This window comes from Pseudomonas sp. EA_65y_Pfl2_P74 (assembly GCF_963970575.1).
GTDB classification, from domain to species: Bacteria; Pseudomonadota; Gammaproteobacteria; order Pseudomonadales; family Pseudomonadaceae; genus Aquipseudomonas; species Aquipseudomonas baetica_A.
The window spans coordinates 138,677-164,809 of sequence record NZ_CAXAOQ010000011.1 but is presented as its reverse complement, the minus strand read 5'-3'; the positions used below and the strand labels follow the sequence as shown (position 1 = coordinate 164,809).

The window sequence follows — 26,133 nt, the reverse complement described above, 5'->3', positions numbered from 1 at the left end:
TGTTCCACGACGATATTCGGTGTCACTTCATTTCGCTGTCACAGTGCCTGTTGAAGTTGGCCAAATTTTCATGGCCAATCTCAAAGCAGATGTCTGCAGCCGACATCACTGTTTGCAACAACAGCCGGCCGGCGCGCTGAAGGCGTGCTGGCCGGCGTGTTCAAACATTAAAACCAGGTTTCCATTTGTATCCCGTATTGCCAAACACCTCCGGCGTTGAAGTCCGTCTTGCCGAAGTTGTCTGTGGAACTGTATCTGTCCAGATCCGAAGACCAGTTCATGAAACTGGCGAATACTCGTAATTCGGGACGTGTGAGAAGGTCTCCAACGTCAGGCTTGAAGGTCGGAGCGACCGTGAATTTCCAGAAGTTACCGTCGACCGCATTGCGTTGCCTGTAGCCCTTGGGGTCGAGGTCCATGGTTTGCCAGCTCATTTCGTAGGCCATCTCGAAATTGCTGTTGATTGCATTGGCCAAACGCACGTTCAGGGTCATCCAGCGGTAGTCGTCACCCTTGACGTATCTGTCCTTGCTCTGTTCGGCCAGCAAGCTGGGGCCGATACGCCAGCCGGGGGCAATGGGTGTCTCACCATAAAGCGCCAGGCGCAGAGCGCGGGCGTCGTCGATCAGTTCGCCATCCGAACCGATGTTCTTGACCTCTGCCCCCAAACCTTGTCCATAGAGCAGCGCCGTTTTGAAGAAGCCTTCCCGGCCGAAGAAGTTTTTCTGATGATTGGCCAACATGCTGTGCAAGCCGGAATCCGCAGGCGTCAGGCCTGCTTGATTGCTGCGATTGCCGAAGTCGTTTTTCTTTGAGCCAATGCCATTGAACATCCACTGCCACTGACCATTATCGAAGAACTGGTTGGAGGTCAGGATGTAGCTTTGCACATCGGCATTGACACCGCCCTCACTGAAATCCCCATAGCTACGCCCGATCAAAGAGTAGTTGGAGCGCCAGTTCTTGTTCATCTGCACATCGTAGATACCACCTCCGGTGCCGGCCAGATAGACCACGTCGGAGTCCAGCCAATGGATATCGAAGTTATCCCTGTCGAATCGTTTGCCTGCCCACAAGGTGGCGTTCTCGAACACTGAGTTGCCCTTGAAGGCGGCAAGATGATCGAGCTCGGTAAAGACCTGACGCACGTTCAGGTTGCTCTCGTCGGCCGTCCAGTCATTGGAGCTCTCCACACCATCGGCGATGGACACCGTGAATTTGGCGCGGGTGCCGTTCTGCGCATAGGTTTCTTTCGACAGGTCTATACGCATGTAGGTGTCGTCTTCGTTGCCGAGTCGCCCGACAGCACCACCAACTGAGCCGGCCGGCGTTGTATAAGGCCCGCCACGGCCTCCACCAAGCCCCTCGTCAATCAGCAATCCGGAGCGGGCATAGCCTTTGAAGCTGAACCCGTCTGTAAGGTGTCCAGTACTGCCCGTTTTTTCCATGCTGTCCTGACGGGCTTCGAGTTTTGCCAGCCGGGTATCCAAAGCAGGCGTCGAATGGGCGGCGGCAGTGGACGCAGCGGGCTGCAAAGCGGGAGTGGCGAGTTTGATTTGCTGCAGTTCCCTGGCGAGCGCCTGGGTTTGCTGTTCGGCTGCGGCTGCACGCTGTTCCGCTGCGCTGGCACGGGCTTCAAACGCGGCCATGCGCTCTTCCAGAGTCGCGGCCTGAGAGGTGGCCGCCGATGTGCCGAGCACGCCTGCGAGTAGCCAGCCTGATGCTTTCTGCATGTGGATTTCCCTGTTTTGTTTTTATTGTTTTGTTCCCGCGACCGGCCATTTTTCGTCAGTTGTGAATTGTCGCAATCGACGAAAAAAAGGATGCCCCATCGCAAATACGCTGCTACATTTGGCGATGTTAACGTTAACTTTTCTAAAAACAAAAATAAAGGGTGCTCAATGAAACATCTGAAATCTCTCCTGCCAGCCACACTGTTCGCCCTCTGTGCCGGGTTTCCATCCCTCTCGAACGCAGCCCATTTGACGATCTCGTGCGGTGCGGTGGGTGCGGAGTTACAACTCTGCAAGGAGGCTGTCGAGGCGTGGTCGAAACAGACCGGCAACAATGTCGAGGTGGTTTCCACGCCCAACTCGGCGACCGAGCGGTTGTCGTTCTACCAGCAGATCCTCAGCGCGCAGTCCGCCGACATCGACATCATTCAAATCGATATGGTGTGGCCGGGGATGCTGGCCAAACATCTGCTGGATCTGCGCGAGGTCCTTCCTGCCAACGCGACCCAGGGCTACTTCCAGGCACAGGTGGATAACGCCACGGTGAATGGACGGTTGGTGACGATGCCGTGGTTCACTGACTCGGGCCTGCTGTATTACCGCAAAGACTTGCTCGAAAAGTACCACCAGCCAGTTCCCCAGACCTGGCAAGAAATGACCGCGACCGCCAGAAGTATTCAACAGGCCGAACGCGCTGCCGGGAACCCCAATGCGTGGGGTTACATTTTTCAGGGGCGCGCCTACGAGGGCCTGACGTGCAATGCACTGGAATGGATCAGCAGCCAACCGCAAGGCGGACTGGTCAATCCACGAGGCGACATCGTGGTCAACAGTCAGGCCTCGAAAACGGCTTTGACCCTGGCGAAAAGCTGGGTAGGAGACATCTCCCCGCGTGGCGTACTCAACTACACCGAGGAGGAAGGACGTGGCGTATTCCAATCGGGAAATGCGCTGTTCATGCGTAACTGGCCGTATGTCTGGGCCTTGGTACAAAGCCAGGACAGCGCCGTAAAAGACAAGGTTGGGGTCGCTCCCCTGCCCCGCGGCGGCGAAGCCGGCACACATGCCTCCACCCTCGGTGGCTGGGGCCTGGCGGTATCGCGCTACAGTGCCAACCCAAAACTTGCCGCAGAGCTGGTGAACTATCTGACCAGTGCCCAAGAGCAAAAACACCGTGCCCTGATTGGCGCCTATAACCCGGTTATCGAGTCGCTTTATCAAGACCCCGAATTGCTCGCGGCCATGCCTTATTACGCTCAGTTGCACAGCATTCTCAACGATGGGGTGATGCGCCCCGCCTCCATCACTGCCGATCGCTATCCACGGGTCTCCAATGCGTTCTTCGATCGAGTGCATGGCGTGCTGGCGGGCGAGTTGCCTGTCGATCAAGCGCTGGCCGAACTGGAAAGCGAACTCACGCGTATCAAACGCCAGAACTGGTAAGCCACAAGGAAGGAAATCACCATGTCTGCCTCCACTACACTCGCCCCCGGCGACGAAGAGCACCTGCTCACTCGGGAAACGCCGGTACAACGCCGTCGCGTTCGCGCCGCGTGGCTATTCCTGAGCCCGATGTTGCTGTGCCTGGCCCTGGTGGCGGCCTGGCCGCTGCTGCGCACATTCTGGTTTAGCCTGACCGACGCAAGCCTGGCCGAGACGGGCGATGCAACCTTTGTCGGCTTGAGCAATTATCTGTTTCACAGCAGTGCCGGCTGGTCGGGCATCCTGGTCGATCCGCAATGGTGGAATGCGGTGCGCAATACGTTGCATTTCACTGTGGTGTCGGTGGGACTGGAAGTCGTCCTGGGGCTGCTGGTGGCGTTGCTGTTGAACATCAAGTTCACCGGCCGTTCGCTGGTGCGTGCGTTGATTCTGATTCCCTGGGCGATTCCAACCATTGTCTCGGCGAAGATCTGGTCATGGATGCTTAACGACCAGTTCGGCATCATCAATCACCTGATGCTGAGCCTCGGCCTGATCGATGCGCCTCTGGCCTGGACAGCCGATGCAGATCTGTCGATGTGGGCGGTGATCATCGTCGACGTCTGGAAGACCGTGCCTTTTGTCACGCTGCTGATGCTCGCGGCCTTGCAGATGTTGCCGAGCGATTGTTACGAAGCCGCCAGGGTCGATGGCATTCATCCGCTGAAAGTGTTCTGGCGTGTCACGCTGCCACTGTTGATGCCTGCTCTGCTGGTGGCGGCCATCTTCCGCATCCTCGACTCCTTGCGGGTATTCGACGTCATCTATGTGCTGACCTCGAACTCATCAAGCACCATGAGCATGTCGGTCTATGCCCGCCAACACCTGGTGGAGTTTCAGGACGTCGGTTACGGCAGCGCCGCTTCGACCTTGCTGTTTCTGGTCGTAGCGGTAATCGCCATGGCTTACCTGTACCTCGGACGCCGTCAACTGGAGGTCCGCTCATGAGCCCGCGCCTGCTGAAAAAAACCCTGCTGCGTCTCGGGTTCTGGTGCCTGATCGGGGTGTTGCTGCTGTATGCGGTCTTCCCTTTCTACTACGCCATCGTGACGTCGCTGAAGCCGTCCAGCGCCTTGTTCGAGGTGAGCTACTGGATCGAAACTCCCGACTTCTCCAATTACACGACGGTACTCCACCAAGCCTCATTCCTGCGGGCGATTGGTAATTCGCTGGTGGTTGCGTTGTGCGTAGTGACACTGGCGCTGTTCCTCAGCCTGACCGCCGCCTATGCCTTGGGAAGGGTGAAATTCCGTGGACGTGGCACGGTATTGATGATGGTTCTGGGCGTGTCGATGTTTCCCCAAGTCGCCGTACTGTCGGGGCTGTTCGAAGTGATCCGCGCCCTGGGTCTGTACAACACGTCTTTGGCGTTGATCCTGAGCTACACGATTTTCACCCTGCCCTTCACCGTCTGGGTGCTCACCACGTTCATGGGCCAACTGCCCCATGAACTGGAAGAAGCGGCAATCATGGATGGCGCCTCGCCCTGGGTCACACTGACCCGAGTGCTGTTGCCGTTGCTATGGCCCGCACTGGTCACCACGGGTTTGTTGGCCTTCATCGCCGCGTGGAACGAGTTCCTGTTTGCCCTGACCTTCACCCTCACCGACACCCAACGCACCGTGCCAGTCGCCATCGCCTTGATTTCCGGCGGCAGCCCCCATGAGTTGCCTTGGGGATTGTTGATGGCCGCCTCCGTGGTGGTCACCGTCCCACTGGTGATTCTGGTGCTGATCTTCCAGCGCCGAATCGTTTCCGGTCTCACTGCCGGCGCGTTAAAGGGTTGATGCCCAACAAAGACAAGGAACAGCATCGTGATCAAATTGAAACTGGACAACGTGAACAAACAACTGGGCGGCGTACGGATTCTGCGCGACGTCAGCCTGGAGATCGCGGCGGGTGAATTCGTGGTGTTCGTCGGCCCTTCGGGCTGCGGAAAGTCGACCCTGCTGCGATTGATCGCCGGACTGGATTCGATCTGCGGCGGCGACCTGCTGATCGACGGGCGACGGGTCAACGACCTGGAACCGCGCGAGCGAGGCGTCGGCATGGTATTTCAGTCTTATGCGCTGTACCCGCACATGAGCGTCTACGACAACATCAGCTTTGGTCTCAAACTGGCCAAGACTGAAAAGAGCAGCCTGCGCGAGCGCGTGCTGAAAACCGCGCAAATCCTGCAATTGGACAAACTGCTGCAACGCAAGCCAAAAGAACTGTCCGGTGGGCAGCGTCAGCGTGTGGCCATGGGCAGAGCCATGGCGCGCGAACCGGACATTTTGTTGTTCGATGAGCCGCTTTCGAATCTGGATGCATCCTTGCGGGTGCAGATGCGCAACGAAATCGCCCGGCTGCATGATCGACTGGCCTCGACCATGATCTACGTCACCCACGATCAAGTGGAAGCGATGACCCTGGCTGACAAAATTGTGGTGCTCAATGGCGGTCGCGTAGAACAGGTCGGTTCACCGCGCGAACTCTATGAGCGCCCGGCCAGTCGCTTTGTTGCCGGTTTTCTCGGTTCGCCAAAAATGAACTTCCTTGCGGCGCGCCTGCATGCGCCGGGCGAAACCAGCCTGATCGACACCGCCGTTTTGGGTATGACCGCCCTGCCCTTCGACAGCTCGAACCTGGCGGCGGGCACGCAGTTGAGCCTCGGAATTCGTCCGGAGCACGTCTCGCTCAAGGCGGCGGATGGAACCGCCGGCGTCGTCGTGACCGGGGTCGAATACCTGGGCAGCGAAACCTATGTGCACCTGGATACCGGTCAGGACGAGCCGCTGACCTGTCGTTGTGAGGTCAGCGCCGGTTGGCAGGTGGGCGATCGGGTCGAATTGCAACTGGACATCGACAACCTGCACCTGTTCGACGCCGACGGCGCAGCCTTGAAGCGCCATCCTCAAGCCACTGAAACCCTGCCCGACGGCGTCCCTCTGCGCCCGGTACGAGCACGCGCCCTATGACCTTGTCTTTGAAGACCCTGAGCGATCCAATGCCTTGCACCCTTGACCTTGCGCAGCGTGCGCTGAGTGATGGCCTGTCCCGCGTCATCCAGGATTATCGACCCGGTTATCATATTGCCCCCCCGGCAGGCTGGATGAACGACCCTAACGGGGTCGTGTACTTTCGGGGCGAATATCACGTTTTCTATCAACATAACCCCTTCGAAGCGAAATGGGGCCCGATGTATTGGGGTCATGCCAAGAGTGCCGATCTCGTTCATTGGCAGCACCTACCCATAGCGCTGGCACCGGGCGATGACTTCGACCGTGACGGATGTTTTTCCGGTAGCGCTGTGGTGTGCGCAGATACCCTGGCACTGATCTACACCGGACACACCTGGCTGGGGGAAGTGGGTGACGAGCGCTTGATCCGTCAAGTGCAGTGCCTGGCAACCAGCACCGATGGCATCCGGTTCGTCAAGCATGGCGCCGTCATCGAGACCGCGCCGCAAGACACGATCATGCACTTTCGTGACCCCAAGGTATGGAAGGAGGATGACTATTGGTACCTGATTGCCGGCGCACGCCTGGGCGATAGGCCGCTGCTCCCGCTGTACCGTTCCACGGATCTGCACGTTTGGGAGTTCCTTGACTATGTATCCAGCGGCAGCGAGGGCGATGGCTATATGTGGGAGTGCCCGGATCTGTTTCGACTGAACGGACGCGATGTGCTGCTGTACTCCCCCCAAGGCATGTCATCCCAAGGTTACGACCGACTCAACAAGTACCAGACCGGTTACCGAGTGGGCCGACTCGACAGCGACTGGCACTTCACTGGCGGGCCTTTTATCGAGCTGGATAACGGCCACGATTTCTATGCCGCGCAAACGCTATTGGCCGCCGATGGCCGGCGCCTCGTGTGGGCATGGCTCGACATGTGGGAAAGCCCGATGCCGAGCCAGGCCCATCACTGGTGCGGCATGCTCGGTTTGCCACGCGAACTTGAACTGTGCGCCGATCGCCTTTGCGTGTTTCCGGCACGGGAGCTCACCGCTCTGCGCACAGCGCCATTACCGGGCACGCTTTGGTGGGAGGAGTCGGGAGCCCGGTGGGTGCCAGAAGTGAATGGCGATATGCTCGAAATCCATGTGCATCTGGACTTGCTCGGCTGCACCGACGGCCACCTGGGCATCGCCTTGCGCTGCAGCGTCGATGGCCAGGAAGAAACGCGGCTCTACTACGATGCGTCACTGCAGCGTCTGGTGCTTGACCGTAGCCGCTCGGGTACGCAAGTCACAGGTCAACGCAGCGTGTCGATAGACCCGACACAAGCGCGACTGGAACTACGGGTGTTCCTCGATCGCTCATCGATTGAGGTGTTCGACGAAAACGGGCGCTTCAGCCTCAGCAGTCGCCTCTACCCAAAGCCCGACAGTCTTGGCGTGAAGCTTCTTGCAAGCGGCAGTGGCGGGCGCGTCTCGATTACCAGGGCATGGCCTCTCGCCTCGGGATGGCTATGAGCAGCGTCACTCGAGTCGCGAGAAGCGCGGGCGATGTGTCATGATTCTGCGTCAATCTGATCGGTTTCGCCTGACATGACTTCAGTGAAAGACGTTGCACTGCTGGCCGGCGTGTCCCTGATGACGGTTTCTCGAGCGCTCAACAACCCGGAAAAACTGAGCCCCGAAACCCTTCTGCGGGTGCGTCGCGCCATCGATGAACTGCAATTCGTACCGAGCTTGTCGGCGCGCAAAATGCGCGGCGACAACCTCCAGTCGCGAACCATCGGTGTGTTCGCGCTGGACACCGCGACCACACCGTTTGCCGTCGAGTTGCTGCTGTCCATTGAACAGACCGCGCAGCAGGCGGGCTGGAATGTGTTCATCCTCAACCTGTTGAGCAACCCACCCACCGACCAAAACATCGACCTGATGTTGTCGCACCGTCCCGACGGGCTGATCTTCAGCGCCATGGGCTTTCGCCAGGTGTGCATTCCCGAGCGTTTGAAGAGCAAACCACTGGTACTTGCCAATTGCCTGGCGGATGACAGTCGCCTGGTGAGTTATGTGCCCGACGACGAAACGGGGCAGTATCGCGCTGTACATCACGCATTGAGCCAAGGCTATCGGCGCCCTCTGTGTATCAATCTGCCAAAACAGAGTCTGGCCTGGGACCTGCGACAAAAAGGCTTGCAGCGTGCCTGCCAGGCATTTGGCCTTGCGCCTGACGCAGTCCTGCAATACGACCTTTGCGATCATGATGCCTATGGTGAAGCCGCCGCCATCCTCGACCGGCACATCATTGAGGGTCGTCCCCAGTTCGACATTCTGATCTGTGGCAACGACCGCATTGCCTTTTGTGCCTATCAGTTACTGTTGGGCCGTGGCCTGAAAATTCCCGACGATGTCGCCGTTCTCGGCTACGACAACATGATCGGTATTGCTGAGCTGTTCATCCCGCCGCTGACCACAGTGCAACTGCCGTACTACGAGATCGGTCGCAAGGCTGCCCGGCACCTGATCGAGTCCCTCGACGAATCGGGAGCCCAGCCAGTTGATTGTCCATTGGTGATCAGGGCATCACTATAAGCATTAGGTGATAGCACACCCGCTTGCTTTCGATTGGCCATTCGTCTGTCACGTCCCCATCGGTGTTCAGCCTTCGGCGAACTCGCGCAGCACCTTGCCATCCATGCGATACCTCACCCATTCTTCCTGTGGTTGGGCGCCGAGGGATTTGTAGAAGTCGATGGCCGGGGTGTTCCAGTCGAGCACGCTCCATTCGAAGCGGCCGCAGTCGTTGTCACAGGCGATTTTTGCCAGATGGCGCAACAGGGTTTTGCCGGCGCCGCCACCGCGTTGTTCCGGGGTGATATAGAGGTCTTCGAGGTACAGGCAGTTGCTGCCCAGCCAGGTCGAATAGCTGAAGAAGAACACGGCGAAACCGATGGGCAGGCCGTCGCGCAGGCAGATCAGTCCATGGGCGGTGGCGCCTTCGCCGAACAGGCTGCGTTCGATGTCGACGACGCTGGCGATGACTTCGTGGCGGGCCTTTTCGAAATCTGCCAGTTCGGTGATGAAGGCGAGGATCTGCGGTGCATCGCTGGGGGTCGCCGGGCGGATTTCGATCGACATGGACGGGCCTTGTTGGAAATTGGAAAGCGCCATACTAAGGCGCGACGGAGCGCTCGTCACATGGCAATTCAACGCTTGACCTTGGCAGGGCCGGGCAGCTGATGATTTAGCGCCGCGCCCACAACAATAGCGCTCACCTCAAAGGATGCTAATGAACCCTAACGCTTTTGTACCACTGGCGACGTTGGCAACGGATCTACTGCCCCACGCCCTTGAGCCTTCAGACGACGGTGCTCACGACCTCGCGCACCTGCAGCGGGTCTGGCACAACGTGCGTACGTTGCAGGCCGAGGAAGGCGGGGATCTTGAAATAATGCTGGCCGCGGCGCTGTTGCACGATTGCGTGGCCATCGAAAAGAACTCGCCGCAGCGCTCGCAGGCCTCGCGTCTGGCGGCGGAAAAAGCGTCAACGGTGCTGGCAGAACTGAACTGGCCGTCAGCAAAAATCGCCGCGGTTGCCCACGCCATTGAGGCGCACAGTTTTTCCGCCAACATCGCCGCGCTTACCCTCGAAGCAAAAATCGTCCAGGACGCCGACCGTCTCGATTCGCTGGGCATGCTCGGCGTCGCTCGCACGTTCTATGTCGCCGGGCGCATGGGCTCGGCGCTTTACGACCCGCTAGATCCCGAAGCGAAACAACGCAACTACGACGACACACGCTTCTGCCTCGATCATTTCCAGACCAAACTGCTGCACCTCGCCGACGGTTTCCAGACCGCCGCCGGTCAGCGTCTGGCGCTGATCCGTCATCAACGCCTTAAGGGTTTCATGGAGCAATTGAAGGAAGAAATCGGCGTCGCCTGAGTGCAATCGCGCTCGACCGTTCGTCGCTCATCAGGCACCAATCCGATTCGAGGGCAGACCAACGACAGGTAAGGATTTCAATCACTGGAGAAGCCCTATGATCCCGTCAAGGTTGACCGCCCTCGTATTCACCGCCCTGCTCTGCCCCGCGGCATTCGCCGCCACCGCTACAGGAACCGGCCCGACCGATCCGGTCGAACACCCCAAAGCCCCCGCCATCCAGAGTACCCCCGGCATGAACACCGATGGTTCGGGCGTCAACGTTGCTCCGCCAGCCACCGGCACCGACCCGCGCACCCAGGGTAACGATCCTGGACGTCAGGGCGGAACGTCCGGCAACCCGGTGCCACCTGTGAACTCAGGTGCCGGCGCGAGTTCGAAAACCACCACCGGTGGTTCGGGCTCCGAGGGTTCCAGCCAGTAGTTCGCCGACGCGAGCGTCCTATTCACATCCATGAAGAGGTAACCATGAACGTCGATAAAAACCTGGAAAAAGAAGTCCTCACTCGCCTGCTGCACGCCCACCCAAGTGGCTTGGGCAAAGAGGTGCTGGACAATTATCGCGGGGAGAAAGTCGTGGCCAGTGCCCTCGCCGCTTTGCAGGATCGCGGGCTGATTCACCATGGTCATGTGACGTGCAACGAGGCTGGCGAACATTCGCTGCACCTGCCGATCAAGCTCAGTGCCGCCGGGGTTGAAGCGGCGCGCAAGCTGGATCTGCAGTAGTCGCCGGGCCGTTCGCCGCACGTGCGGCGGACGGCCGAATCAGCCTGCGCTGATCAACGCATCCACCTCAGCACTCTGCGGCGCGGTTGCCGGCCCCCAACGAGTCACCGCCAATGCGGCGGCCGCATTCGCCCGCCGTGCGGCGTCAAATGCCGAAAGCCCCTGCGCCAACCCGGCCACAAAGACCCCGGCATGGGCATCCCCGGCACCATTGCTGTCCACCGCATTCACGGCAAACCCAGGGACATGCCGACGCTCGCCAGCTTGCTGAAACCAGCACCCTTGCGGCCCGTCGCGCACCACCATCAGCACCTCGCTGGGCAGGAATTCTGCGAGGCGATCAAGCGCAACAGAAATCTCTTCAGCCCCGGTAAAGCGCCGCGCTTCGAGGCTGTTGCTGGTCCACACGTCGATGCGCGGCAACAACGCCTGCATCAGCGGCGAGTCCGGCGATTCGACGAGCGGCCCCGGATCGAACACCACACTGATCGACGCCGGCAATGCCAGCGTCCAGTCGAGCAAGGCTTGGGCCTTGCCTTCGTGCAGCAGGCTGTAGCCGCTGAGATAGACGTAATCGCCCGCCTCGGCCGCCACGCTGTTCAAATCGGCCTCGGTCACCTCACCCTCAGCACCGATGTAGGAAATGAAACTGCGCTCGGCCGAAGCATCAGTCAGCGCCACACACAAACCGGTGTCGCGTTGCGCCGGTGCGCTGATGCCGATGTGAATGCCTTCAGCGTTCATCGCATCACGCGCCAGATCGCCGAAACGCCCGGTGCCGTGACGACCGAGATAGACAACCGGCAGACCATTACGCACAGCCGCCGCCATCACATTGAAGCCGCCGCCGGCCTCGAAACCGGCAGACTGGGCCAGCACGTCACCGCCGACTTGCGGCAGTTTTTCCACGGCCATGACCAGGTCGATGATGACCTGGCCGGTGTGCAACATCTTAGGCATGAGCATTCTCGACTAGCGCGGCGCGGCGATCTTTCGCCCCGCCGAGCAGGAAGTAAATGCCACCGGCCACCACGAACGTCACGATCCAGCCGAGACCGTTGTGGCCCAGCCACGAATCGGACAGGAAGCCCTTGAACCAGACGTTTTCGGCGGTGGTGCCAATGGTGGTGAAACTGAAACCCAGCACGATGGCCATCGCCCACGCCCCGAATGCGCGCCACTCGATCCCACCTTGATACCAGTAGGCGCTGCTCGGGCTGACGTCGAGCAGGTCTTGGGGGCTGTAGTAATGACGATGGATCAGGTCGACCACAAAGATCCCGACCCACGCGGTGATCGGCACCGCCAGCAGGGAAATGAAGGTGATGAACGGGCCGTAGAAACTGTCAGCGATCAGCATGAAGTAAATCGAACCGGCGAAGATTGCGACGATGTCGACCACCACTGCGTAGACGCGTTTGACCTTCAGGCCCAGGGTCAGCGTGGTCAATCCGGCGGAGTACACCGACAGGTTGTTCGACAGCAGCAGGCCACCGAATGCGGTGATCAGGTACGGCACCGCCATCCAGGTCGGCAGCATGTCGCGGATCGCCACGATCGGGTCAGTCGCCGATGCCAGGTCGTTATTGCCCACCGACAACAGCCCGCCGAGGGTGATCAGCAACACCAGCGGAATCCCCGCACCGAACGCCGCCGACGCCACAAGACGCACGGCGTTGACGCTGCGATGCTGATAGCGCGACATGTCGGCGCCGGCATTGGCCCAGCCGATCCCGGTGCCGGCGGCCATGGTACCGATACCGATCATCATGGCGCTCATCGGCGCTGGCGTGGCGTTGAACACCGCGCTCCAGTCGATGGTGGCGCAAAGGAAACCGCCGACCAGAATATTCAGCGCGCCGAACAAGTAGGTCGCCCACTTCTGGATGACCAGCAAGGTGGCGTGGCCAAGACCGGAAACCGACAGAGTCAGCAGCACGAAAATCGCGATGAAGATCAACGTCAGCAGCGGGGCACTTTTTGCCTCGACCGGCGAGCCGAACAGGATCGAACACAGCGACAGCAGCACGAATGCGGCGGTGGTGGTGTTGACGGTTTCCCAACCCAGACGCGACATCAGCGAGACCAGGGTCGGGCCGATGTTGCCGCGCACACCGAAGATCGCCCGCGACAAGGTCAGGCTCGGCGCGCGGCCACGACGACCGGCAATGGAGATGATCCCGACCACCGCAAACGAACCGGCGGCACCGATGATCGCGACGATGATCGCCTGCCAGATCGCCAACCCGCGAAATGCCACCAGCGTCGCGCCCAGCGGCAAGCCGAGAATGGAAATGTTGGCCGCGAACCAGACCCAGAACAATTGCAGCGGGTGGCCGTTGCACTCGGCTTCCGGGACCGGTTCGATGCCGCGTGTTTCCAGTTGCCCGGCGCTTTGCCCGACGTTTGATGAACTCATGAAAGTGCTCCTGTTTGCCTTTTTTGTGGTTGTGGCAATGACGCGAAACAACTAGACATCCCCGGCCGTCCTGGGCCTGTCCGTGCGATCCATTGCGGGTTGAAAATTCAAGAATGCGGTGATCCATTCGCGAGCAAGCCCGCGATGGCGTCAGTTCAATCAGCGCAGGGCCAACAGCCCTTGCACCAAAGGCTCAAGCTCCAGATCATTGACGGCTTTGACCGTTGCAATCATCGGCGCAGGCCAACTCTCAAGACCCAGGCAGGCCCCGAGCATCGCCCCGAGCACCGCTGCGATGGTGTCAGTGTCGCCGCCCAGACTGGCCGCCATGCACAGCGCATCAAACGCGCTCATCTCGCCGACGGCCACTTGCTGCGCCAGCGCAAACGACACCACCACCGACTCTTGCGAGGCCACCGAAGTGCCGATCACGTCGTAGAGCAGATCGGCCAGCAGCGCCTTGTCGCTGTCGACGCTGATGGTGCGCGCCCAACTGATACGCGAAGCCATGCGCCCACCGGCCACCCAGTGACCGTGAGATTGCGCTTGCTGAGCGATCTGCTGGCCGAGGTTCAACGCCTCGCCCAGATCCATGCCATTGATCCCGGCTGACACCACCGCGGCCACCGCCGCCGCACTGGAGATGCCCAGCGTGGTGTTGTGGGTAACCTGACAGGCCTGCACCACCGCCGCGATAAAGCGCTCAGGGTCGGCGACATTCGCCGCGATCCCCACCGGGGTAATGCGCATCGCCGCGCCATTGGTCGTGCCGTAACGCCCAGCTTCTTCCGGCGAATGGCCGGCGAGGATCATTTCGATGGCGCGCTTGGTCGATGGGCCGAGCAGGTCCTGAGAGCCTTTGGCCTGCATCTCGGCTTCCCACTCGATCAGTCGTTGCGCCAGTAGCGCAGGCTCGATGCGACCGTTGCCTTCGACCAGCAACTGGCCGACCAGAATCGCCTGTTCGGTGTCGTCGGTGATTGACCCCTTGGGCATGTTCGCGGCAATCGGTTGCAGCGGGCCGGCATCCTGCAGATCAGTGATCTGGCCGAAGCGGGCCTTGATCGTTTCGCGGTTCAGCGATTGCGTCGGCATGCCCAGCGCATCACCGAGGGCCAGGCCATAAAAAGCACCGAGGGCACGGTTGAGCGTGGTCATTTCGACTCTCCAAACTGCAGGTGAAGACGGAAATGCACCGGATCGAGCAGGCTTTCGACCTGCTCCATGAAACGGTTCTGCCGGTCGTAGGTGGTGCGCAGGGCCTTGAGAAATACCGTGCCCACCGGGCGGCCAAGCAACTCGGCATCTTCGGCATTCAACGGTTCGGCACCGATCCACTGATCACCGCGCTCGCCGATATAGCCATAGGCGGCCAGAGTGATGGTCAGGGAGTTGTCGATCAGACCGACGCGCGGCAGGCTTTCCAGGCCGCCGGTGGCCGGCATCAATGAGCGTTCGAGGGACACCAGCGTGCCATCGTTGGAGCGACGACGGCGGTCGAGGGTGATGAACTGGTCGGTACCGAAACGCGCCAGCAAGTCGGGCCGGGTCACGGCTTCCAGACGCAACACTTGAGTGTTGATCAGCGCCCCGCTGTCGGCCAGTGCCTGCGCCCAGCCGCTGCGCTGGTCAAGCGCCACACCGTCAAATGTGACGATGGAGCCGACACCGCTTTGCGTGGCGATGTACTTGCGCCGCTTCAGTTCGGCGAGCGCTTCGCGCAATGTGCCACGGCTGACTTTGAATTCTTGAGCCAACTGATGTTCGCCGGGCAACAGAACGCCGTCCTCCATGAGGCCGCTTTCGATGCGCCGGACGAGTTCGTCGACCACCCGTTGTTTCTTGTCAAATCGTACCTGTCTAATCATGTACAAATTGATACCCGAAACGGGCACGACCAAGCAAGGGGAATTTTGGAGATTGGACAGAAGGCGGGAAAGCTGCGGTCCATTGTGTGCGAGCCTGCTCGCGAAGACGTCGGGTCAGTCAATATTTCCGGCGACTGATTCAGCGCTTTCGCGAGCAGGCTCTCGCCCACAAGGATGAGGGGGTCAGCGTTGCTTGAGGCGGTCGATTACGACAGCCAAGAGCAGAATCGATCCACGGATCACGTACTGGTAGAACGTATCGATGTTCTTCAGGTTCATCGCATTCTCGATGATCGCCAGAATCAACACCCCGGCAATCACATGCCGAATCATGCCGATCCCGCCGCTCAGCGATACCCCGCCCAGCACACACGCCGAGATCACGGTCAGCTCGAAACCCTGACCAATCATCGGCTGCCCGGAGGTCATGCGCGACGCCAGAATCACCCCGGCCAACGCACCGATCAAACCGTGCACGGCAAAGATGATTATCTTGGTGCGATCAACGTTCACCCCGGCCAGCAACGCCGCTTCCTGGTTGCCACCGATGGCCATGGTGTTGCGACCGTAGGTGGTGTAATTGAGCAGCCAGCCGAAAAACACAAAACAAACGACGGTGATCACGATCGGCACAGGCACGCCGAACAACTGGCCGTTACCGAAAACAAAGAACGACTCCTGCGACACGCCCACCGCTTTGCCGTTGGCAAAAATGTACGCCAGCCCCCGCACGATCTGCATAGTCGCCAGCGTGGTGATCAACGCGTTGACCCGCAACTTGGCAATCACGATCCCGTTGATCAGGCCGACAATCAGGCCCATCAACAGCGCCGCACTGACCCCGAGGAACACGCTGTCGGTGTCCCGCATGACCACCGCCGCCACCACCCCGGCGCAAGCAATCACCGACCCCACCGACAAGTCGAAATGCCCCGACGCCAGGCAATAGAGCATGGTGCAGGCGGCGATGCCGGTCGTGGAAATTGCCAGGCCCAGCCCTCGCATGTTCAGCGGCGAAAGGAAGTTGTCGATCAGCAAGGCGCAGGCGACGAAGATGGCCACCGCTGCCAGCAACATGACCCAGTCATCGAGGAAGCGCCGCATGTCCAAAGGTTTGCGCTCGGTGGGCAGGGTTTCGTTTTGGGTTGTCATCATAGTCACCTCTCAGTTCGCCACGCCGTCAGCGCGGTGGCGCGGCAAAGCCAGTTGCAGCAGGTTGGATTCATTGGCCTGTTCGCGGCTGACTTCGCCGCGCAGGGCGCCTTCGCAGAGCACCAGAATGCGGTCGGAAATCCCCATCACTTCCATCAGGTCGCTGGACACCACGATCACCGAAATACCGTCGGCGGCAAGGTTATGGATGATCTGGTAGATCTCCGCTTTGGCACCGATGTCGATGCCGCGAGTCGGTTCATCGAGCAGCAAAACCTTCATCGGCATCGACAACCAGCGGCCGAGAATGGCCTTCTGCTGATTGCCGCCGGAGAGGAATTTGATCTGCTGGCCGGCGTGGGGCGTTTTGACTTTCAACGCCTTGATCTGCTTGTCGGCGTTGCCCTTCTCCCACATCCCGCGCAACAGGCAACCGAGACCCGAATGGGCGCCGCGCGCGCTGATGTTGATGTTCTCGGCAACGCTGGCCAGCGGGATGATGCCCTCCTTTTTGCGGTCCTCTGGACACAACAGGATCCCGGCGGCAATCGCGTCGCGCGGTGAGCGCAGTTTCAGTTCATGGCCGCGCAGTTCGAGGCGTCCGGCGGTGTGGCGCTCAAGTCCACTGAGCAAACGAAATAACTCGGTGCGCCCTGCCCCGACCAGCCCGAACAAGCCAAGAATCTCGCCCTTGTGCGCCTCGAAACTGATCGGCTCACGCAGGCCCGGGCCGAGCAAACCGTCGACCTTCAGCGCCACGGCACCGCGTGGACGATTGCGGTAATCGTAGATGTCCTGAATGTCGCGCCCGACCATGCAGGTCACCAGTTGATCGTGGGTCAACTGGCTCATGTCGTCGAAAGTGCGCACGTAGCGGCCGTCCTTGAACACCGTTACCGCATCGCAGAGGCGGAACACCTCCTCCATGCGATGGGAAACGTAAAGCACGACTTTGCCTTCGTCGCGCAGACGGCCGATGATCGCCATCAAGCGGTCGATCTCACGGGCCGAGAGGCTGCTGGTGGGTTCGTCGAACGCGATCACATGGGCGCCGCGCGACAACGCCTTGGCGATTTCCACCAGTTGCCGCTGACCGAGTGACAAGCGACCGACCTTGGTCTGCGGATCGATTTCGTCAGCCAGACCTTTGAGGCAACTCAAGGCTTGCTGGCGCAGCGCACCGCGATTGATCAAACCGAAACTGGCCGGCAGATGCCCGAGAAACAGGTTCTCGGCGACGGTCATTTCCGGCACCAGATGCAGCTCCTGGTGAATCACCGCGACACCGTTGCCGATACTGTCGGCAGTCGATTTGAAAGCCATCGTCCGGTCGCCGATCTGCAACTCACCGCTGCTCGGGATGTAAGCGCCACCGAGGATTTTCAGCAAGGTCGATTTGCCGGCGCCGTTCTCGCCCATCAAGGCATGAACCTGCCCCGGATGCGCGACGAAACTGATGCCATCCAGCGCTTTGACGCCGGGAAAGGTTTTGCCGATCCCGTTGAAGCGCAGGCTGGCGCCCATGCTGTGTTCTTGTGTCTGTACTTGCGCGTGCATAAAGCCACCTCATCACACCGATCAAACGGCCCGGCTACCCGGGCCGTTGCTGCGTCAGTTCCACAAACCGATTTTTTCCAGCTCTTGCTTGAAGTTCTCGCGGGTGATCAGGGTGACGTCGTCCATGGCGGTGTACTTCGGCGGCTCTTTGCCGGTGGTGACCCACTCGTACATCATCTCGGCGGTCTTGTAGCCTTCGATGTGCGGGCTCGGCAGCATCGAACCGTAGAAGCCACTGTTGGGCTTTTTCAGCTCGCCGATCGCGTCGGTGCCGTTGATGCCGATGCCGATCACGTTAGCCGCAGCAAAACCGGCGGCTTCGGTGGCGCGTACGCCGCCGAGCACGGTGTTGTCGTTCATGCCGCCGATGATCAGGTTCTTCGCCGCGCTCGGCAGTTTCACCAGCGCCGAGTTGGTGGCGTCCATGCTGCCCGGTACGTCGAGGGTCTTCAGGGCTGCGAACAGAATATGGTCTTTGGGCATGCCCGCCTCTTCGAGGGATTTGACCGAGCCGTCGGTGCGCTTCTTGCCGGTGTCGAGTTCGTTGTAGGTGTTGACCACCGCGTACGTATCTTTCCAGTCCCAGTTACGTTTCTTGGCTTCGGCGGCCATGGCGGCGCCTTGCTTCTGGCCGACTTCGAACGCGGCCATGCCCAGGTACGGCACGTCTTCCATGAACTTGCCGTTGGCGTCGACGAAGCGGTCGTCCACGGCAATTACTTTGAGGTCATTCCTTTTGGCTTTGGCCATGATCGCCGGGCCCAGGGACACGTCCGGCGGGCAGATCACGAAGCCCTTGGCACCGTTGGCCGCGAGGCTGTCGATGGCCGACAGGGTTTTTTCGCCATCCGGCACGGCAATCTTGATCAGTTCAAACCCTTTGTCCTTGGCGGCTTTCTCGGCGAAGGCCCATTCGGTCTGGAACCACGGCTCTTCGGCCTGTTTGACCAAAAAGCCGATCTTCACGGTATCGGCAGCGAGCAGTGAACTGCTCAGACTGAACGCGGTGACCGCCAGGGCGGCACTGCACAGGGTACGAATCCCGAAACGACGTTTCATAAGCTGACTCCTTGTTATTTTTTTTGAGCAATATTTGAAAAGCGTTAAAGCGGTTGAAGCGGGTTCCTGCAAAGCCTGTAGAAAATAGTCATATCGTATGATGATTGGATTTCAGACGGACTTATCCGCGCGAAAACCCAATCAGTCAGTCGTGGTACATCACCGAGCGACCACCATCGACGGTGATGCACGAGGCATTGATAAAGGGTGCTTCATCGCTTGCCAGAAACACCGCCGTCATTGCCACTTCAATCGGCTGACCGATGCGTTTGGGCGGGTGCAGATCGAAAGCGCGTTGACGCTCGGCGTGCGGATCGGCGAAACCGTTCCAGTAATCGACGTTCAATTGAGTCTCGATGTAGCCCGGCGCAATGGCGTTGACGCGAATACCCTGCGCCGCGTACTCGATGCCCAGCGCACGCGTCAGCCCGAGCAGGCCGTGCTTGGCCACCGGGTACGGGAAACAGCCGGGAATGATGTGGCTCGAATGGGTCGAGGCGATGTTGATGATGCTGCCGATGCCCTGCTCGATCATCTGCGGCAGTACCGCTTTGCAGCCATACCAGGCGCCGTCGAGGTCGATGGCAAAACAACGGCGCCAGTCCTCTTCGGTCATTTCCAGCGGATCCCGGAACACGTTGACCCCGGCGCAATTGACCAGCACGTCGATGCGGCCGTGCAACTCGACCGCGCGTCTGGCCATGGTGTGCAGGTCCTGCTGGCGCGACACATCAGCCCTGATCGCCTGAACGTCGTAGCCCTGTTGGCGCCAATGGGCTGCAACCTGCTCGACCTTCTCACCCTGAATATCGCTGATCAGCAGTTTCGCTTGCTGCGCAGCGAAGGTCGCGACGATGGCTTCGCCAATGCCTTGGGCGGCACCGGTGAGCAGCACAACTTTGTTTTTCAGACGCTCGCCCTTCGGCGGCGCGGGCACCGGCGGCAGGGTAAGTGGTTCAGCCATGGATCAGGACTCCTGTTCGCAAGCGCAAAAAAACCGGGCATCTGACGATGTCCGGTCTGGAAGGCGTTTGGAACAAAACAGGCAGGCGCGGGCAACGGTATCGGGCCGTTGCGAGACGCGGACTCCACATGGGAGTGCAATAGACATTCGCTGCATCACTTCACCTGTTTTGTTCTTTTTAAGTGTGAGTGCGTGTTACTGCTGGAGCCGACTATAAACCCGACCGCCAAATAATCTCAATATATAATTTCTCATCCCATATTTTGGGATCTAGCCTGCAAATCGCGTACAGCGTTTTCCTGCAACATCAACCCGCATCGATAGCACAGCACCGTCCAGCGGGTGGTTGCGCGGGCTCTTGGCGCTGGTGATGTAAAGGGTTTTCAGGTCTTCACCACCGAATACGCAACTGGTCGGGCGGCTGACCGGCAGATCGATTTTGCGATCAACCTTGCCTTCAGGCGTCAGTCGCAAGAGGCAGCTGCCGTCCCAACGCGCATTCCATACATAACCTTCTGCGTCCATTGCCGAACCGTCCGGGCCGCCCTGTTGATCGGGGCCGTACCAGATGTAAGCGGTGTCGAGGTTGCCGTCGGTGTGGATGAAATAGCGATAGAGGGTGCTGTCGAGGCTGTCGCCGAACAGCAGCGTTGTGCCGTCGTCGCTCCACAGCAACGTGTTGGGAATGCCCAATCCGCGCAACAACGGCGTGACGCGTTTATCCGGATCGATACGGAACAGGCCACCGGAGCGGCGGATAATCGGCAGATCTTCGCCCTGTTCGCCGATGTTGTTCTGCATGGTGCCGAGCCACAAGCAGCCCTGAGCATCACAGCGCGCTTCGTTGGGGCGGTTGCCGGGTTGCGGGTCGGCGATGCAGAACAGGGTCAGTCGCGGTTCAAGGCCGGGGGAGTCGAGATCGAGTCGATAGACGCCACTGCTGAGGGTCACCAGGGCATCGCCGCTGTTGCACGGGATGAACGCGGAAATGTGTTCTGGCATCTGCCAGATCTGCACATTCTGGCCGATCAGGCGCAGGGCTTGCTTGCCGGCAATATCAACCCAGTACAGCGCCTGGGTCGGGGCATCCCAGAAAGGGCCTTCACCGAGTTGGGCGCGGTGTTGGGTAACGGCAGTCCACGTCATGGCAATTCCTTTGGTCATTCTTGTTTTCAATGTGGGAGTGGGCTGGCCCCCACAGAGGAATGTGTGGGTTTCAGCTGGCTTTTTTGTCGGCCATGACTTGCGGGTAAAAGCGCTTGATCGCCAGATCCGCGTTATCGATCAGGGTCATGCAGGCCCACACACCGCGTGCGCAATCGCGAGCGGCGATGGCGTCGGCCATGTCTTTGTGGATCGGCAAGGTGCGGCGCAGTTCATCGGGGTCGGCGGCGGACACTTCAAACGATACCGCCAGCAATGCGCCGAGGGCCGGCACCATTTGTTCGATGAACTGGTTATGGCTGGCGGCAAGAATGCATTCGTGGAAGGACTGGTCGGCGCGGTTGTAATCCGTGCCACTGTCGACCGCACGCTCGAGAGCGTTATAGGCCAGTTGCACGGCCTGGATCTGATCAAGGGTCGCCCGCTCGCAAGCCCAGCGCACGGCCATGGGCTCAATGGTGCGGCGCAGGTCGAGCAAGTCATCGACGAAGTTTTCCGGCAGCCCGTTGCGTGACAGCCAACCGACGACTTGCGGATCGAACAGGTTCCAGCGCCGCACCGGCAATACCCGCGTGCCGACCTTTGGCCCGACTTCGAGCATGCCTTTGGCGACGAGGGTTTTGATGGCTTCGCGGATGACCGTACGACTGACGCCGAGTTGCTCGCCGAGATCAGCCTCGACCTTGATGGACTGCCCCGGCTTTACCTGGCCGGCGGCGATCCAACTGCCCAGCCAGTCAACCGTGGACGCATGAAAGCTGCTGGACATGGACACCTCAAAGCGGTTCGCGATGGGTGCCTACGCTAATCATCATACGATTGGGTGTCAAATCAGATTTTGTCAGCTAACACGAAAACCAGTGTGGGAGCGGGCTTGCTCGCTCCCACATTTGGATTTTTGTTAAGGCTCAAGACCAATGCGAAAGAACTCGCCGCCGCTCCAAACCCCGAGCCAGCGCTGGCCGTCAATTTCGCGGCTGACCGCCAGTTCTACCAATTGATAAAACACATTGCGGTGGATCAACGCCTCAAGGTTGGTTCGTACATGCACATACGGCGCAGGTTCTTGCGTGAGGGGGTCGATCTCGACGCGGATCGCATGTTCCGGCCCCGCCTCGGCGGTCTCGTCGACATTGGTGGTAAAGCGAAGCACCTGCGCCTCGCCCTCACCTTCAACCTCCACGGCAATCGCCACGAACGGTGCATCGTCGACCTTGATCCCGACCTTCTCAACCGGAGTAATCAGGAAGTAATCATCGCCATCGCGGCGGATGATCGTGGAGAACAGTTTGACCATTGGCTTTCGCCCGATCGGCGTGCCCAGGTAGTACCAGGTGCCGTCCCGGGCGATGCGCATGTCGATGTCGCCACAAAACTCCGGGTTCCACAAATGCACCGGCGGCAGGCCTTTGGTTTTGGGAATCTGTCCCAACAGGTCATTGGCTTTTTGCGGGCCACTCATGGCGTACTCCTTGGTTTATTGGTCGCCGATCCCCAGCAGGCTGCGCGCGTACTGCGCCAGTGGCGGGCCGATCAGGTCTTCAGGTTTGTTGTCGTGGAACGTCAGTAAACCGCCACGACTCTTGATCCGTGCAGTATCAATCAAATACTGGGTGCTGGTCTCGATCAACATGATCTGAATCACGCCACCGTCGATGCCGAGGCGATCCACCGCCTCCTGATCGAGCCACTCATCAGAGTTGCCGATACGGTCATCAGACTTGGCGAAACGCGTGTACAGCAAGTAGTGAGCGCCGGCATCGCGGGCTTCGCCCATCGCCTGATCGAGGCCTTCCGGCGCACGCGCGCGGCGTACCATCGGAAAGTACTCGACAAAGCCCTTGAAGGCTTCTTCAGCCACCACGTTTGGCCGCGGATAAGAACCACCCGGCGGCGCAAACGCGCCCTGAGCGATGTAGATGAACGAGTCCGGCTGAATGCGGAAGTTGTTCACACGGCGACTGTCACTGTGATCCAGCAGCCCCGCGTCGCTCATCTGATAGCGAGTGCCCTCGGCCATATCGCTGACAGTCATACAGCCGCCAAGCGCCAAAACGGCCAGCAGCAAAACCAGGCTACGCATCCTCATCCTCCAGAAGCCGGTGACGGAAAACCGGCGAATGGCCGTTGGATGCAGCTTTTGCGCCAGCTCACGAACTTTATCGAGTTATACAACGCATTGGCGAGCAAGCCCGCTCCCACAAGTGGAAGGCATTCCAAATGCGGGAGCGGGCTTGCTCGCCAATGCGGTATGTCAGCCGCCGATAATCTTCATGACAGTCGCGCCGCCAGAAAACGCGACTTCCTGCTTGTCGCCCAACGCCTTGACCAGTAAGCGCTGCAACGCCGGCAATGCCTGGTGCCGCGGTTTGTCGAGTAAATCACCGACATAGTGGCGGTTGCTCGACGACAGGCAGCCATGCAGCCAGCCAGTCGACGACAAACGCAGACGCGAACAGGTACGGCAGAACGGTACGCTTTCGTTAGCGATCACACCGAAGTTGCCCACCCCGGGAATCGCGTAACGCACGGCCGTGGCATCCACAGGCGCGTCGGTTTGCGCGTATTCGTAGCGCTCGCCAATCAGGCTCAGCAGTTGCTGCAGGCTGACGAACTGTTGCAGGAAGGCATTGGAATCTTTGGCCAGGTGGCCCATTCGCATCAGCTCGATAAAACGCAGCTCAAATCCGCGTTCCAGGCAGTAATCAAGCAACGGCATCACCTGATCGAGGTTCTGCCCCCGCAACGGCACCATGTTGACCTTGATCTTCATTCCCGCCGCTGCAGCCTGATTCATCCCATCAAGCACGGTAGCGAGATCGCCGCCACGAGCGATGCTACGGAACGCACTGGCGTCGAGGGTATCAAGGGACACGTTGATGCGCCGCAGACCGGCATCTACCAACAAAGGGAGTTTTTTCGCGAGGAGTTGACCGTTGGTCGTCAGGCTGATGTCGTCCAGGCCCATCTTGCCGACAGCCGTCATGAACGATTCGAGTTTGGGGCTGACCAGCGGTTCGCCACCGGTGATGCGCAGCCGCTCGATACCCGCGGCCTCGATCAGATACGCCACGCCGCGCGCCATGGCTTCGGCCGACAGTTCATCCTGCGCAGCCACCAGCCGCTTGCCGTCAGGCACGCAGTAGGTACAAGCGTAATTGCAGGCTGAAGTCAGACTGATCCGCAAATTGCGAAAACGCCTGCCTTGACGGTCAACGATCATGATCACTCCGGCAATAGAAAATCGAGCCGCTAAAACTTGACTCACAAATCAAGTTTTAGCAAGCCCTATGCCTGAGTATATTCCTGCGGTACTGCGTCATGTAGCGAAAACATGACGCAATAAGGCAACTGAATGGCTCAACTGCCTGGAGGGATTTCCGGATCGCGCTTGCGCTTGTTACCCATGCGCACGCCGATGTCCATCAGGAACTGGAAGAAACCTTCCTGATCTTCCAGCACATTGCTCCAGAACGGCGAGTGATACAGCGCGACTGCGCCATGCACCAGCGCCCAGGACGCGCAGTAGTGGAAGTACGGCGGCACGTCTTCGAGCTTGCCTTCGCTGATACGCCCCTTGATCAGCAAGGTCAGGCGCTCGAAGTTCGAGGCACGGATCTTGTGCAGCTCCTCGACCATCTCCGGCACCTGATTGCCCTTGACCACCTTCTCTTCGAGGCGATCGAACAGACGATAGCGCTGCGGGTCGCGCATGCGGAATTCGAAGTAGGCACGGGACAGCGCTTCTTTGTCCTTGTCGACGTCGGCCGAATGCAGCAGCTCATTCAAATCGCGCTCGTAATCGAGCATCAGGCGCAGATAAATCTCGGCCTTGGACTTGAAATGCTTGTAGATCGTGCCTTTGCCGATACCCACGGCATCAGCAATCATCTCGACGGTGACACTGTCTTCACCTTGTTCGAGGAACAGCTTGAGCGCGGTATCGAGAATTTCTTGCTCGCGGCGACGAAACTCACGGACCTTACGAGGTTCTTTGTGCATAAGAAAAGGTCTGTTGGGGTCAAAATTCGAAGCCGCGTATTATGCCTAACTTGCACAAAAATGCACGGATCATCCGACCATATCTGTGTTTCTTGTTCATTTTGCGAACGTTTGGGGGGTAATGAGAACTCAACTGAAGCAAACGTATTCCAAATTTGTTTAAAAACCCCGACCGGCTAACTGGACTGCACGCCAGACTGATCAATACTTGAACTGTCGGGCGGCATCTCCCCCAAGTGCCGGGCCGATAAAGGTACCAAAGGACCGCGTGCCTTTGTTTTACTCCTAATGGTCTTAACCCGGATTCACCCCCCAGAACCCGGGTTTTTTTTGCCTGCGATTCAGGCTTTTACATGGGCCTGCGGGAACAGACGCTTGAAGTTTTCGGTGGTCTGCTCGGCAAAACGCTCGTAGTTTTCGCCACGCAGCATCGCCAGAAACTCTGCCACTTCGCGCACGTACTGGGGCAGGTTCGGTTTGCCGCGATAAGGGACAGGCGCCAGGTACGGCGAGTCGGTTTCGACCAGCAGGCGATCGGCCGGGACTTTGCTCGCCACATCGCGCAACGCGTCAGCATTGCGGAACGTGACGATGCCGGACAAGGAAATGTAATAACCCATGTCCAACGCAGCTTTCGCCATGTCCCAATCTTCGGTAAAGCAATGCAGCACCCCTGCTTGGGGCAGCGCCGCCTCGCGCAGCAGCGCAAGGGTATCGGCGCGGGCACCGCGGGTGTGGATGATCACCGGTTTGCCGGTCTGCTGCGCGGCCTGCAAGTGCAGACGGAACGACTCTTGCTGCAGCTCGGCGGCTTCCGGTTCGTAGTGGTAATCCAGACCGGTTTCACCAATCGCCACCACTTTCGGATGATTGAGTTCGTGCAACAGCCAGTCCAGCGCTGGCGCCGCGCCAGGCTGTACGTCCAGCGGATGCACGCCAACCGAGCAATCAATGTCGTCATAACGCTCAGCAAGGGCTTTGACGTCGGCAGCGTTATCGGCACTCACGCCGATGCACAGAAAGTGCCCGACCCCGCGCTCGCGAGCGGCATCCAGTGCAGCATCCAGCGAGCCGTCATGGGCAGCGAGGTCAAGGCGATCAAGGTGACAATGGGAATCTACGAGCATAA

The 26,133-nt window shown here is 59.5% G+C and carries 26 protein-coding genes; 9 read left to right on the top strand and 17 right to left on the bottom strand.

The genetic code is table 11. From position 1 onward, the window contains the following. Positions 1 to 167: 167 nt before the first annotated feature. Positions 168 to 1,733 carry a carbohydrate porin gene (locus tag AACY18_RS11540; RefSeq protein ID WP_339431098.1) on the bottom strand — a complete coding sequence of 522 codons (1,566 nt, stop codon included), beginning with the start codon at positions 1,731 to 1,733 and terminating at the stop codon, positions 168 to 170. Positions 1,734 to 1,901: 168 nt separating this feature from the next. On the opposite strand from AACY18_RS11540, the gene AACY18_RS11535 reads away from it, so the two are divergent. The 6 genes from AACY18_RS11535 (at position 1,902) to AACY18_RS11510 (ending at position 8,742) form a co-directional block, all read left to right on the top strand. Then, positions 1,902 to 3,176 (top strand): ABC transporter substrate-binding protein, encoded by a 1,275-nt coding sequence (locus AACY18_RS11535; RefSeq protein WP_339464900.1) that lies wholly within the window; start codon positions 1,902 to 1,904, stop codon positions 3,174 to 3,176. Between the two features lie 21 nt (positions 3,177 to 3,197). Beyond that, complete coding sequence (locus tag AACY18_RS11530) at positions 3,198 to 4,163, top strand: carbohydrate ABC transporter permease (protein ID WP_339431096.1); 966 nt, start codon at positions 3,198 to 3,200, stop codon at positions 4,161 to 4,163. Beyond that, on the top strand, positions 4,160 to 5,002 hold the full coding sequence (locus tag AACY18_RS11525) for a carbohydrate ABC transporter permease (protein WP_339431095.1): 843 nt from the start codon (positions 4,160 to 4,162) through the stop codon (positions 5,000 to 5,002). The genes AACY18_RS11530 and AACY18_RS11525 overlap by 4 nt, the downstream gene beginning before the upstream one ends. A 27-nt stretch (positions 5,003 to 5,029) precedes the next feature. Beyond that, the gene (locus AACY18_RS11520; protein WP_339431094.1) at positions 5,030 to 6,175 is read left to right on the top strand and encodes an ABC transporter ATP-binding protein; all 1,146 of its coding nucleotides are present in this window, start codon (positions 5,030 to 5,032) and stop codon (positions 6,173 to 6,175) included. Positions 6,176 to 6,204: 29 nt separating this feature from the next. Next, positions 6,205 to 7,674, top strand: a complete 1,470-nt coding sequence (locus AACY18_RS11515; RefSeq protein WP_445261471.1) for a glycoside hydrolase family 32 protein — start codon at positions 6,205 to 6,207, stop codon at positions 7,672 to 7,674. 75 nt (positions 7,675 to 7,749) lie between these two features. Continuing rightward, positions 7,750 to 8,742 carry a LacI family DNA-binding transcriptional regulator gene (locus tag AACY18_RS11510; protein WP_339431092.1) on the top strand — a complete coding sequence of 331 codons (993 nt, stop codon included), beginning with the start codon at positions 7,750 to 7,752 and terminating at the stop codon, positions 8,740 to 8,742. A 66-nt stretch (positions 8,743 to 8,808) separates the two neighbouring features. Here the strand turns inward: AACY18_RS11510 and AACY18_RS11505 are convergent, their stop codons facing one another. Further along, a complete protein-coding gene (locus AACY18_RS11505) occupies positions 8,809 to 9,288 on the bottom strand; it encodes a GNAT family N-acetyltransferase (protein ID WP_339464899.1) in 480 nt (159 codons plus the stop codon). Between the two features lie 151 nt (positions 9,289 to 9,439). Here AACY18_RS11505 and AACY18_RS11500 point away from each other — a divergent pair, with 151 nt between their 5' ends. From AACY18_RS11500 to AACY18_RS11490, 3 genes are all read left to right on the top strand, one after another. After that, positions 9,440 to 10,093: an HD domain-containing protein gene (locus AACY18_RS11500; protein ID WP_339431090.1), complete on the top strand. Its 654-nt coding sequence runs from the start codon at positions 9,440 to 9,442 to the stop codon at positions 10,091 to 10,093. Positions 10,094 to 10,190: 97 nt separating this feature from the next. Beyond that, on the top strand, positions 10,191 to 10,517 hold the full coding sequence (locus tag AACY18_RS11495) for a hypothetical protein (protein WP_339431089.1): 327 nt from the start codon (positions 10,191 to 10,193) through the stop codon (positions 10,515 to 10,517). Between the two features lie 44 nt (positions 10,518 to 10,561). After that, positions 10,562 to 10,819: a hypothetical protein gene (locus tag AACY18_RS11490; protein ID WP_221729325.1), complete on the top strand. Its 258-nt coding sequence runs from the start codon at positions 10,562 to 10,564 to the stop codon at positions 10,817 to 10,819. A 39-nt stretch (positions 10,820 to 10,858) separates the two neighbouring features. Here the strand turns inward: AACY18_RS11490 and AACY18_RS11485 are convergent, their stop codons facing one another. From AACY18_RS11485 to AACY18_RS11415, 15 genes are all read right to left on the bottom strand, one after another. Next, positions 10,859 to 11,779: a PfkB family carbohydrate kinase gene (locus AACY18_RS11485; RefSeq protein WP_339431088.1), complete on the bottom strand. Its 921-nt coding sequence runs from the start codon at positions 11,777 to 11,779 to the stop codon at positions 10,859 to 10,861. Next, positions 11,772 to 13,238 carry a purine-cytosine permease family protein gene (locus AACY18_RS11480; RefSeq protein ID WP_339464898.1) on the bottom strand — a complete coding sequence of 489 codons (1,467 nt, stop codon included), beginning with the start codon at positions 13,236 to 13,238 and terminating at the stop codon, positions 11,772 to 11,774. The genes AACY18_RS11485 and AACY18_RS11480 overlap by 8 nt, the downstream gene beginning before the upstream one ends. 159 nt (positions 13,239 to 13,397) lie before the next feature. Further along, positions 13,398 to 14,396, bottom strand: coding sequence for an ADP-ribosylglycohydrolase family protein (locus AACY18_RS11475; RefSeq protein ID WP_339464897.1), 999 nt, complete (start codon positions 14,394 to 14,396; stop codon positions 13,398 to 13,400). Further along, positions 14,393 to 15,106, bottom strand: a complete 714-nt coding sequence (locus AACY18_RS11470; protein ID WP_339431085.1) for a GntR family transcriptional regulator — start codon at positions 15,104 to 15,106, stop codon at positions 14,393 to 14,395. Before AACY18_RS11470 ends, AACY18_RS11475 begins: the two co-directional genes overlap by 4 nt. A 183-nt stretch (positions 15,107 to 15,289) precedes the next feature. Next, positions 15,290 to 16,258, bottom strand: a complete 969-nt coding sequence (araH, locus tag AACY18_RS11465; RefSeq protein WP_339431084.1) for an L-arabinose ABC transporter permease AraH — start codon at positions 16,256 to 16,258, stop codon at positions 15,290 to 15,292. Between the two features lie 12 nt (positions 16,259 to 16,270). Next, positions 16,271 to 17,815 carry an L-arabinose ABC transporter ATP-binding protein AraG gene (gene araG, locus AACY18_RS11460; RefSeq protein ID WP_339431083.1) on the bottom strand — a complete coding sequence of 515 codons (1,545 nt, stop codon included), beginning with the start codon at positions 17,813 to 17,815 and terminating at the stop codon, positions 16,271 to 16,273. A 54-nt stretch (positions 17,816 to 17,869) separates the two neighbouring features. After that, a complete protein-coding gene (locus tag AACY18_RS11455; RefSeq protein WP_339431082.1) occupies positions 17,870 to 18,874 on the bottom strand; it encodes a substrate-binding domain-containing protein in 1,005 nt (334 codons plus the stop codon). A 145-nt stretch (positions 18,875 to 19,019) separates the two neighbouring features. Next, the gene (locus AACY18_RS11450) at positions 19,020 to 19,838 is read right to left on the bottom strand and encodes an SDR family oxidoreductase (protein ID WP_339464896.1); all 819 of its coding nucleotides are present in this window, start codon (positions 19,836 to 19,838) and stop codon (positions 19,020 to 19,022) included. A 270-nt stretch (positions 19,839 to 20,108) separates the two neighbouring features. Continuing rightward, the gene (locus AACY18_RS11445) at positions 20,109 to 20,984 is read right to left on the bottom strand and encodes an SMP-30/gluconolactonase/LRE family protein (RefSeq protein ID WP_339431080.1); all 876 of its coding nucleotides are present in this window, start codon (positions 20,982 to 20,984) and stop codon (positions 20,109 to 20,111) included. Between the two features lie 70 nt (positions 20,985 to 21,054). Beyond that, entirely contained in the window at positions 21,055 to 21,771 is a 717-nt protein-coding gene (locus tag AACY18_RS11440) for a FadR/GntR family transcriptional regulator (protein WP_339431079.1), read from the bottom strand. A 132-nt stretch (positions 21,772 to 21,903) separates the two neighbouring features. After that, on the bottom strand, positions 21,904 to 22,464 hold the full coding sequence (locus AACY18_RS11435; protein ID WP_339464895.1) for a DUF1285 domain-containing protein: 561 nt from the start codon (positions 22,462 to 22,464) through the stop codon (positions 21,904 to 21,906). 15 nt (positions 22,465 to 22,479) lie between these two features. Then, complete coding sequence (locus tag AACY18_RS11430; RefSeq protein WP_339431077.1) at positions 22,480 to 23,085, bottom strand: DUF4823 domain-containing protein; 606 nt, start codon at positions 23,083 to 23,085, stop codon at positions 22,480 to 22,482. Between the two features lie 171 nt (positions 23,086 to 23,256). Further along, the gene (locus AACY18_RS11425) at positions 23,257 to 24,225 is read right to left on the bottom strand and encodes a GTP 3',8-cyclase MoaA (RefSeq protein WP_339431076.1); all 969 of its coding nucleotides are present in this window, start codon (positions 24,223 to 24,225) and stop codon (positions 23,257 to 23,259) included. 137 nt (positions 24,226 to 24,362) lie between these two features. Continuing rightward, positions 24,363 to 25,004 (bottom strand): TetR/AcrR family transcriptional regulator, encoded by a 642-nt coding sequence (locus tag AACY18_RS11420; protein ID WP_221729339.1) that lies wholly within the window; start codon positions 25,002 to 25,004, stop codon positions 24,363 to 24,365. Between the two features lie 341 nt (positions 25,005 to 25,345). Next, positions 25,346 to 26,131 carry a TatD family hydrolase gene (locus tag AACY18_RS11415; RefSeq protein WP_339431075.1) on the bottom strand — a complete coding sequence of 262 codons (786 nt, stop codon included), beginning with the start codon at positions 26,129 to 26,131 and terminating at the stop codon, positions 25,346 to 25,348. Positions 26,132 to 26,133 lie beyond the last annotated feature (2 nt).

Coding starts and splice junctions, on each gene's coding strand:
- araG (WP_339431083.1), bottom strand. CDS start 17,815: ATGCACGCGCAAGTACAGACACAAGAACACAGCATGGGCGCCAGCCTG.
- AACY18_RS11470 (WP_339431085.1), bottom strand. CDS start 15,106: ATGATTAGACAGGTACGATTTGACAAGAAACAACGGGTGGTCGACGAA.
- AACY18_RS11445 (WP_339431080.1), bottom strand. CDS start 20,984: ATGACGTGGACTGCCGTTACCCAACACCGCGCCCAACTCGGTGAAGGC.
- AACY18_RS11480 (WP_339464898.1), bottom strand. CDS start 13,238: ATGAGTTCATCAAACGTCGGGCAAAGCGCCGGGCAACTGGAAACACGC.
- AACY18_RS11535 (WP_339464900.1), top strand. CDS start 1,902: ATGAAACATCTGAAATCTCTCCTGCCAGCCACACTGTTCGCCCTCTGT.
- AACY18_RS11435 (WP_339464895.1), bottom strand. CDS start 22,464: ATGAGTGGCCCGCAAAAAGCCAATGACCTGTTGGGACAGATTCCCAAA.
- AACY18_RS11455 (WP_339431082.1), bottom strand. CDS start 18,874: ATGAAACGTCGTTTCGGGATTCGTACCCTGTGCAGTGCCGCCCTGGCG.
- AACY18_RS11475 (WP_339464897.1), bottom strand. CDS start 14,396: ATGACCACGCTCAACCGTGCCCTCGGTGCTTTTTATGGCCTGGCCCTC.
- AACY18_RS11420 (WP_221729339.1), bottom strand. CDS start 25,004: ATGCACAAAGAACCTCGTAAGGTCCGTGAGTTTCGTCGCCGCGAGCAA.
- AACY18_RS11530 (WP_339431096.1), top strand. CDS start 3,198: ATGTCTGCCTCCACTACACTCGCCCCCGGCGACGAAGAGCACCTGCTC.
- AACY18_RS11510 (WP_339431092.1), top strand. CDS start 7,750: ATGACTTCAGTGAAAGACGTTGCACTGCTGGCCGGCGTGTCCCTGATG.
- AACY18_RS11490 (WP_221729325.1), top strand. CDS start 10,562: ATGAACGTCGATAAAAACCTGGAAAAAGAAGTCCTCACTCGCCTGCTG.
- AACY18_RS11415 (WP_339431075.1), bottom strand. CDS start 26,131: ATGCTCGTAGATTCCCATTGTCACCTTGATCGCCTTGACCTCGCTGCC.
- AACY18_RS11495 (WP_339431089.1), top strand. CDS start 10,191: ATGATCCCGTCAAGGTTGACCGCCCTCGTATTCACCGCCCTGCTCTGC.
- AACY18_RS11430 (WP_339431077.1), bottom strand. CDS start 23,085: ATGCGTAGCCTGGTTTTGCTGCTGGCCGTTTTGGCGCTTGGCGGCTGT.
- araH (WP_339431084.1), bottom strand. CDS start 16,258: ATGACAACCCAAAACGAAACCCTGCCCACCGAGCGCAAACCTTTGGAC.
- AACY18_RS11485 (WP_339431088.1), bottom strand. CDS start 11,779: ATGCCTAAGATGTTGCACACCGGCCAGGTCATCATCGACCTGGTCATG.
- AACY18_RS11440 (WP_339431079.1), bottom strand. CDS start 21,771: ATGTCCAGCAGCTTTCATGCGTCCACGGTTGACTGGCTGGGCAGTTGG.
- AACY18_RS11500 (WP_339431090.1), top strand. CDS start 9,440: ATGAACCCTAACGCTTTTGTACCACTGGCGACGTTGGCAACGGATCTA.
- AACY18_RS11540 (WP_339431098.1), bottom strand. CDS start 1,733: ATGCAGAAAGCATCAGGCTGGCTACTCGCAGGCGTGCTCGGCACATCG.
- AACY18_RS11450 (WP_339464896.1), bottom strand. CDS start 19,838: ATGGCTGAACCACTTACCCTGCCGCCGGTGCCCGCGCCGCCGAAGGGC.
- AACY18_RS11525 (WP_339431095.1), top strand. CDS start 4,160: ATGAGCCCGCGCCTGCTGAAAAAAACCCTGCTGCGTCTCGGGTTCTGG.
- AACY18_RS11425 (WP_339431076.1), bottom strand. CDS start 24,225: ATGATCGTTGACCGTCAAGGCAGGCGTTTTCGCAATTTGCGGATCAGT.
- AACY18_RS11515 (WP_445261471.1), top strand. CDS start 6,205: ATGCCTTGCACCCTTGACCTTGCGCAGCGTGCGCTGAGTGATGGCCTG.
- AACY18_RS11505 (WP_339464899.1), bottom strand. CDS start 9,288: ATGTCGATCGAAATCCGCCCGGCGACCCCCAGCGATGCACCGCAGATC.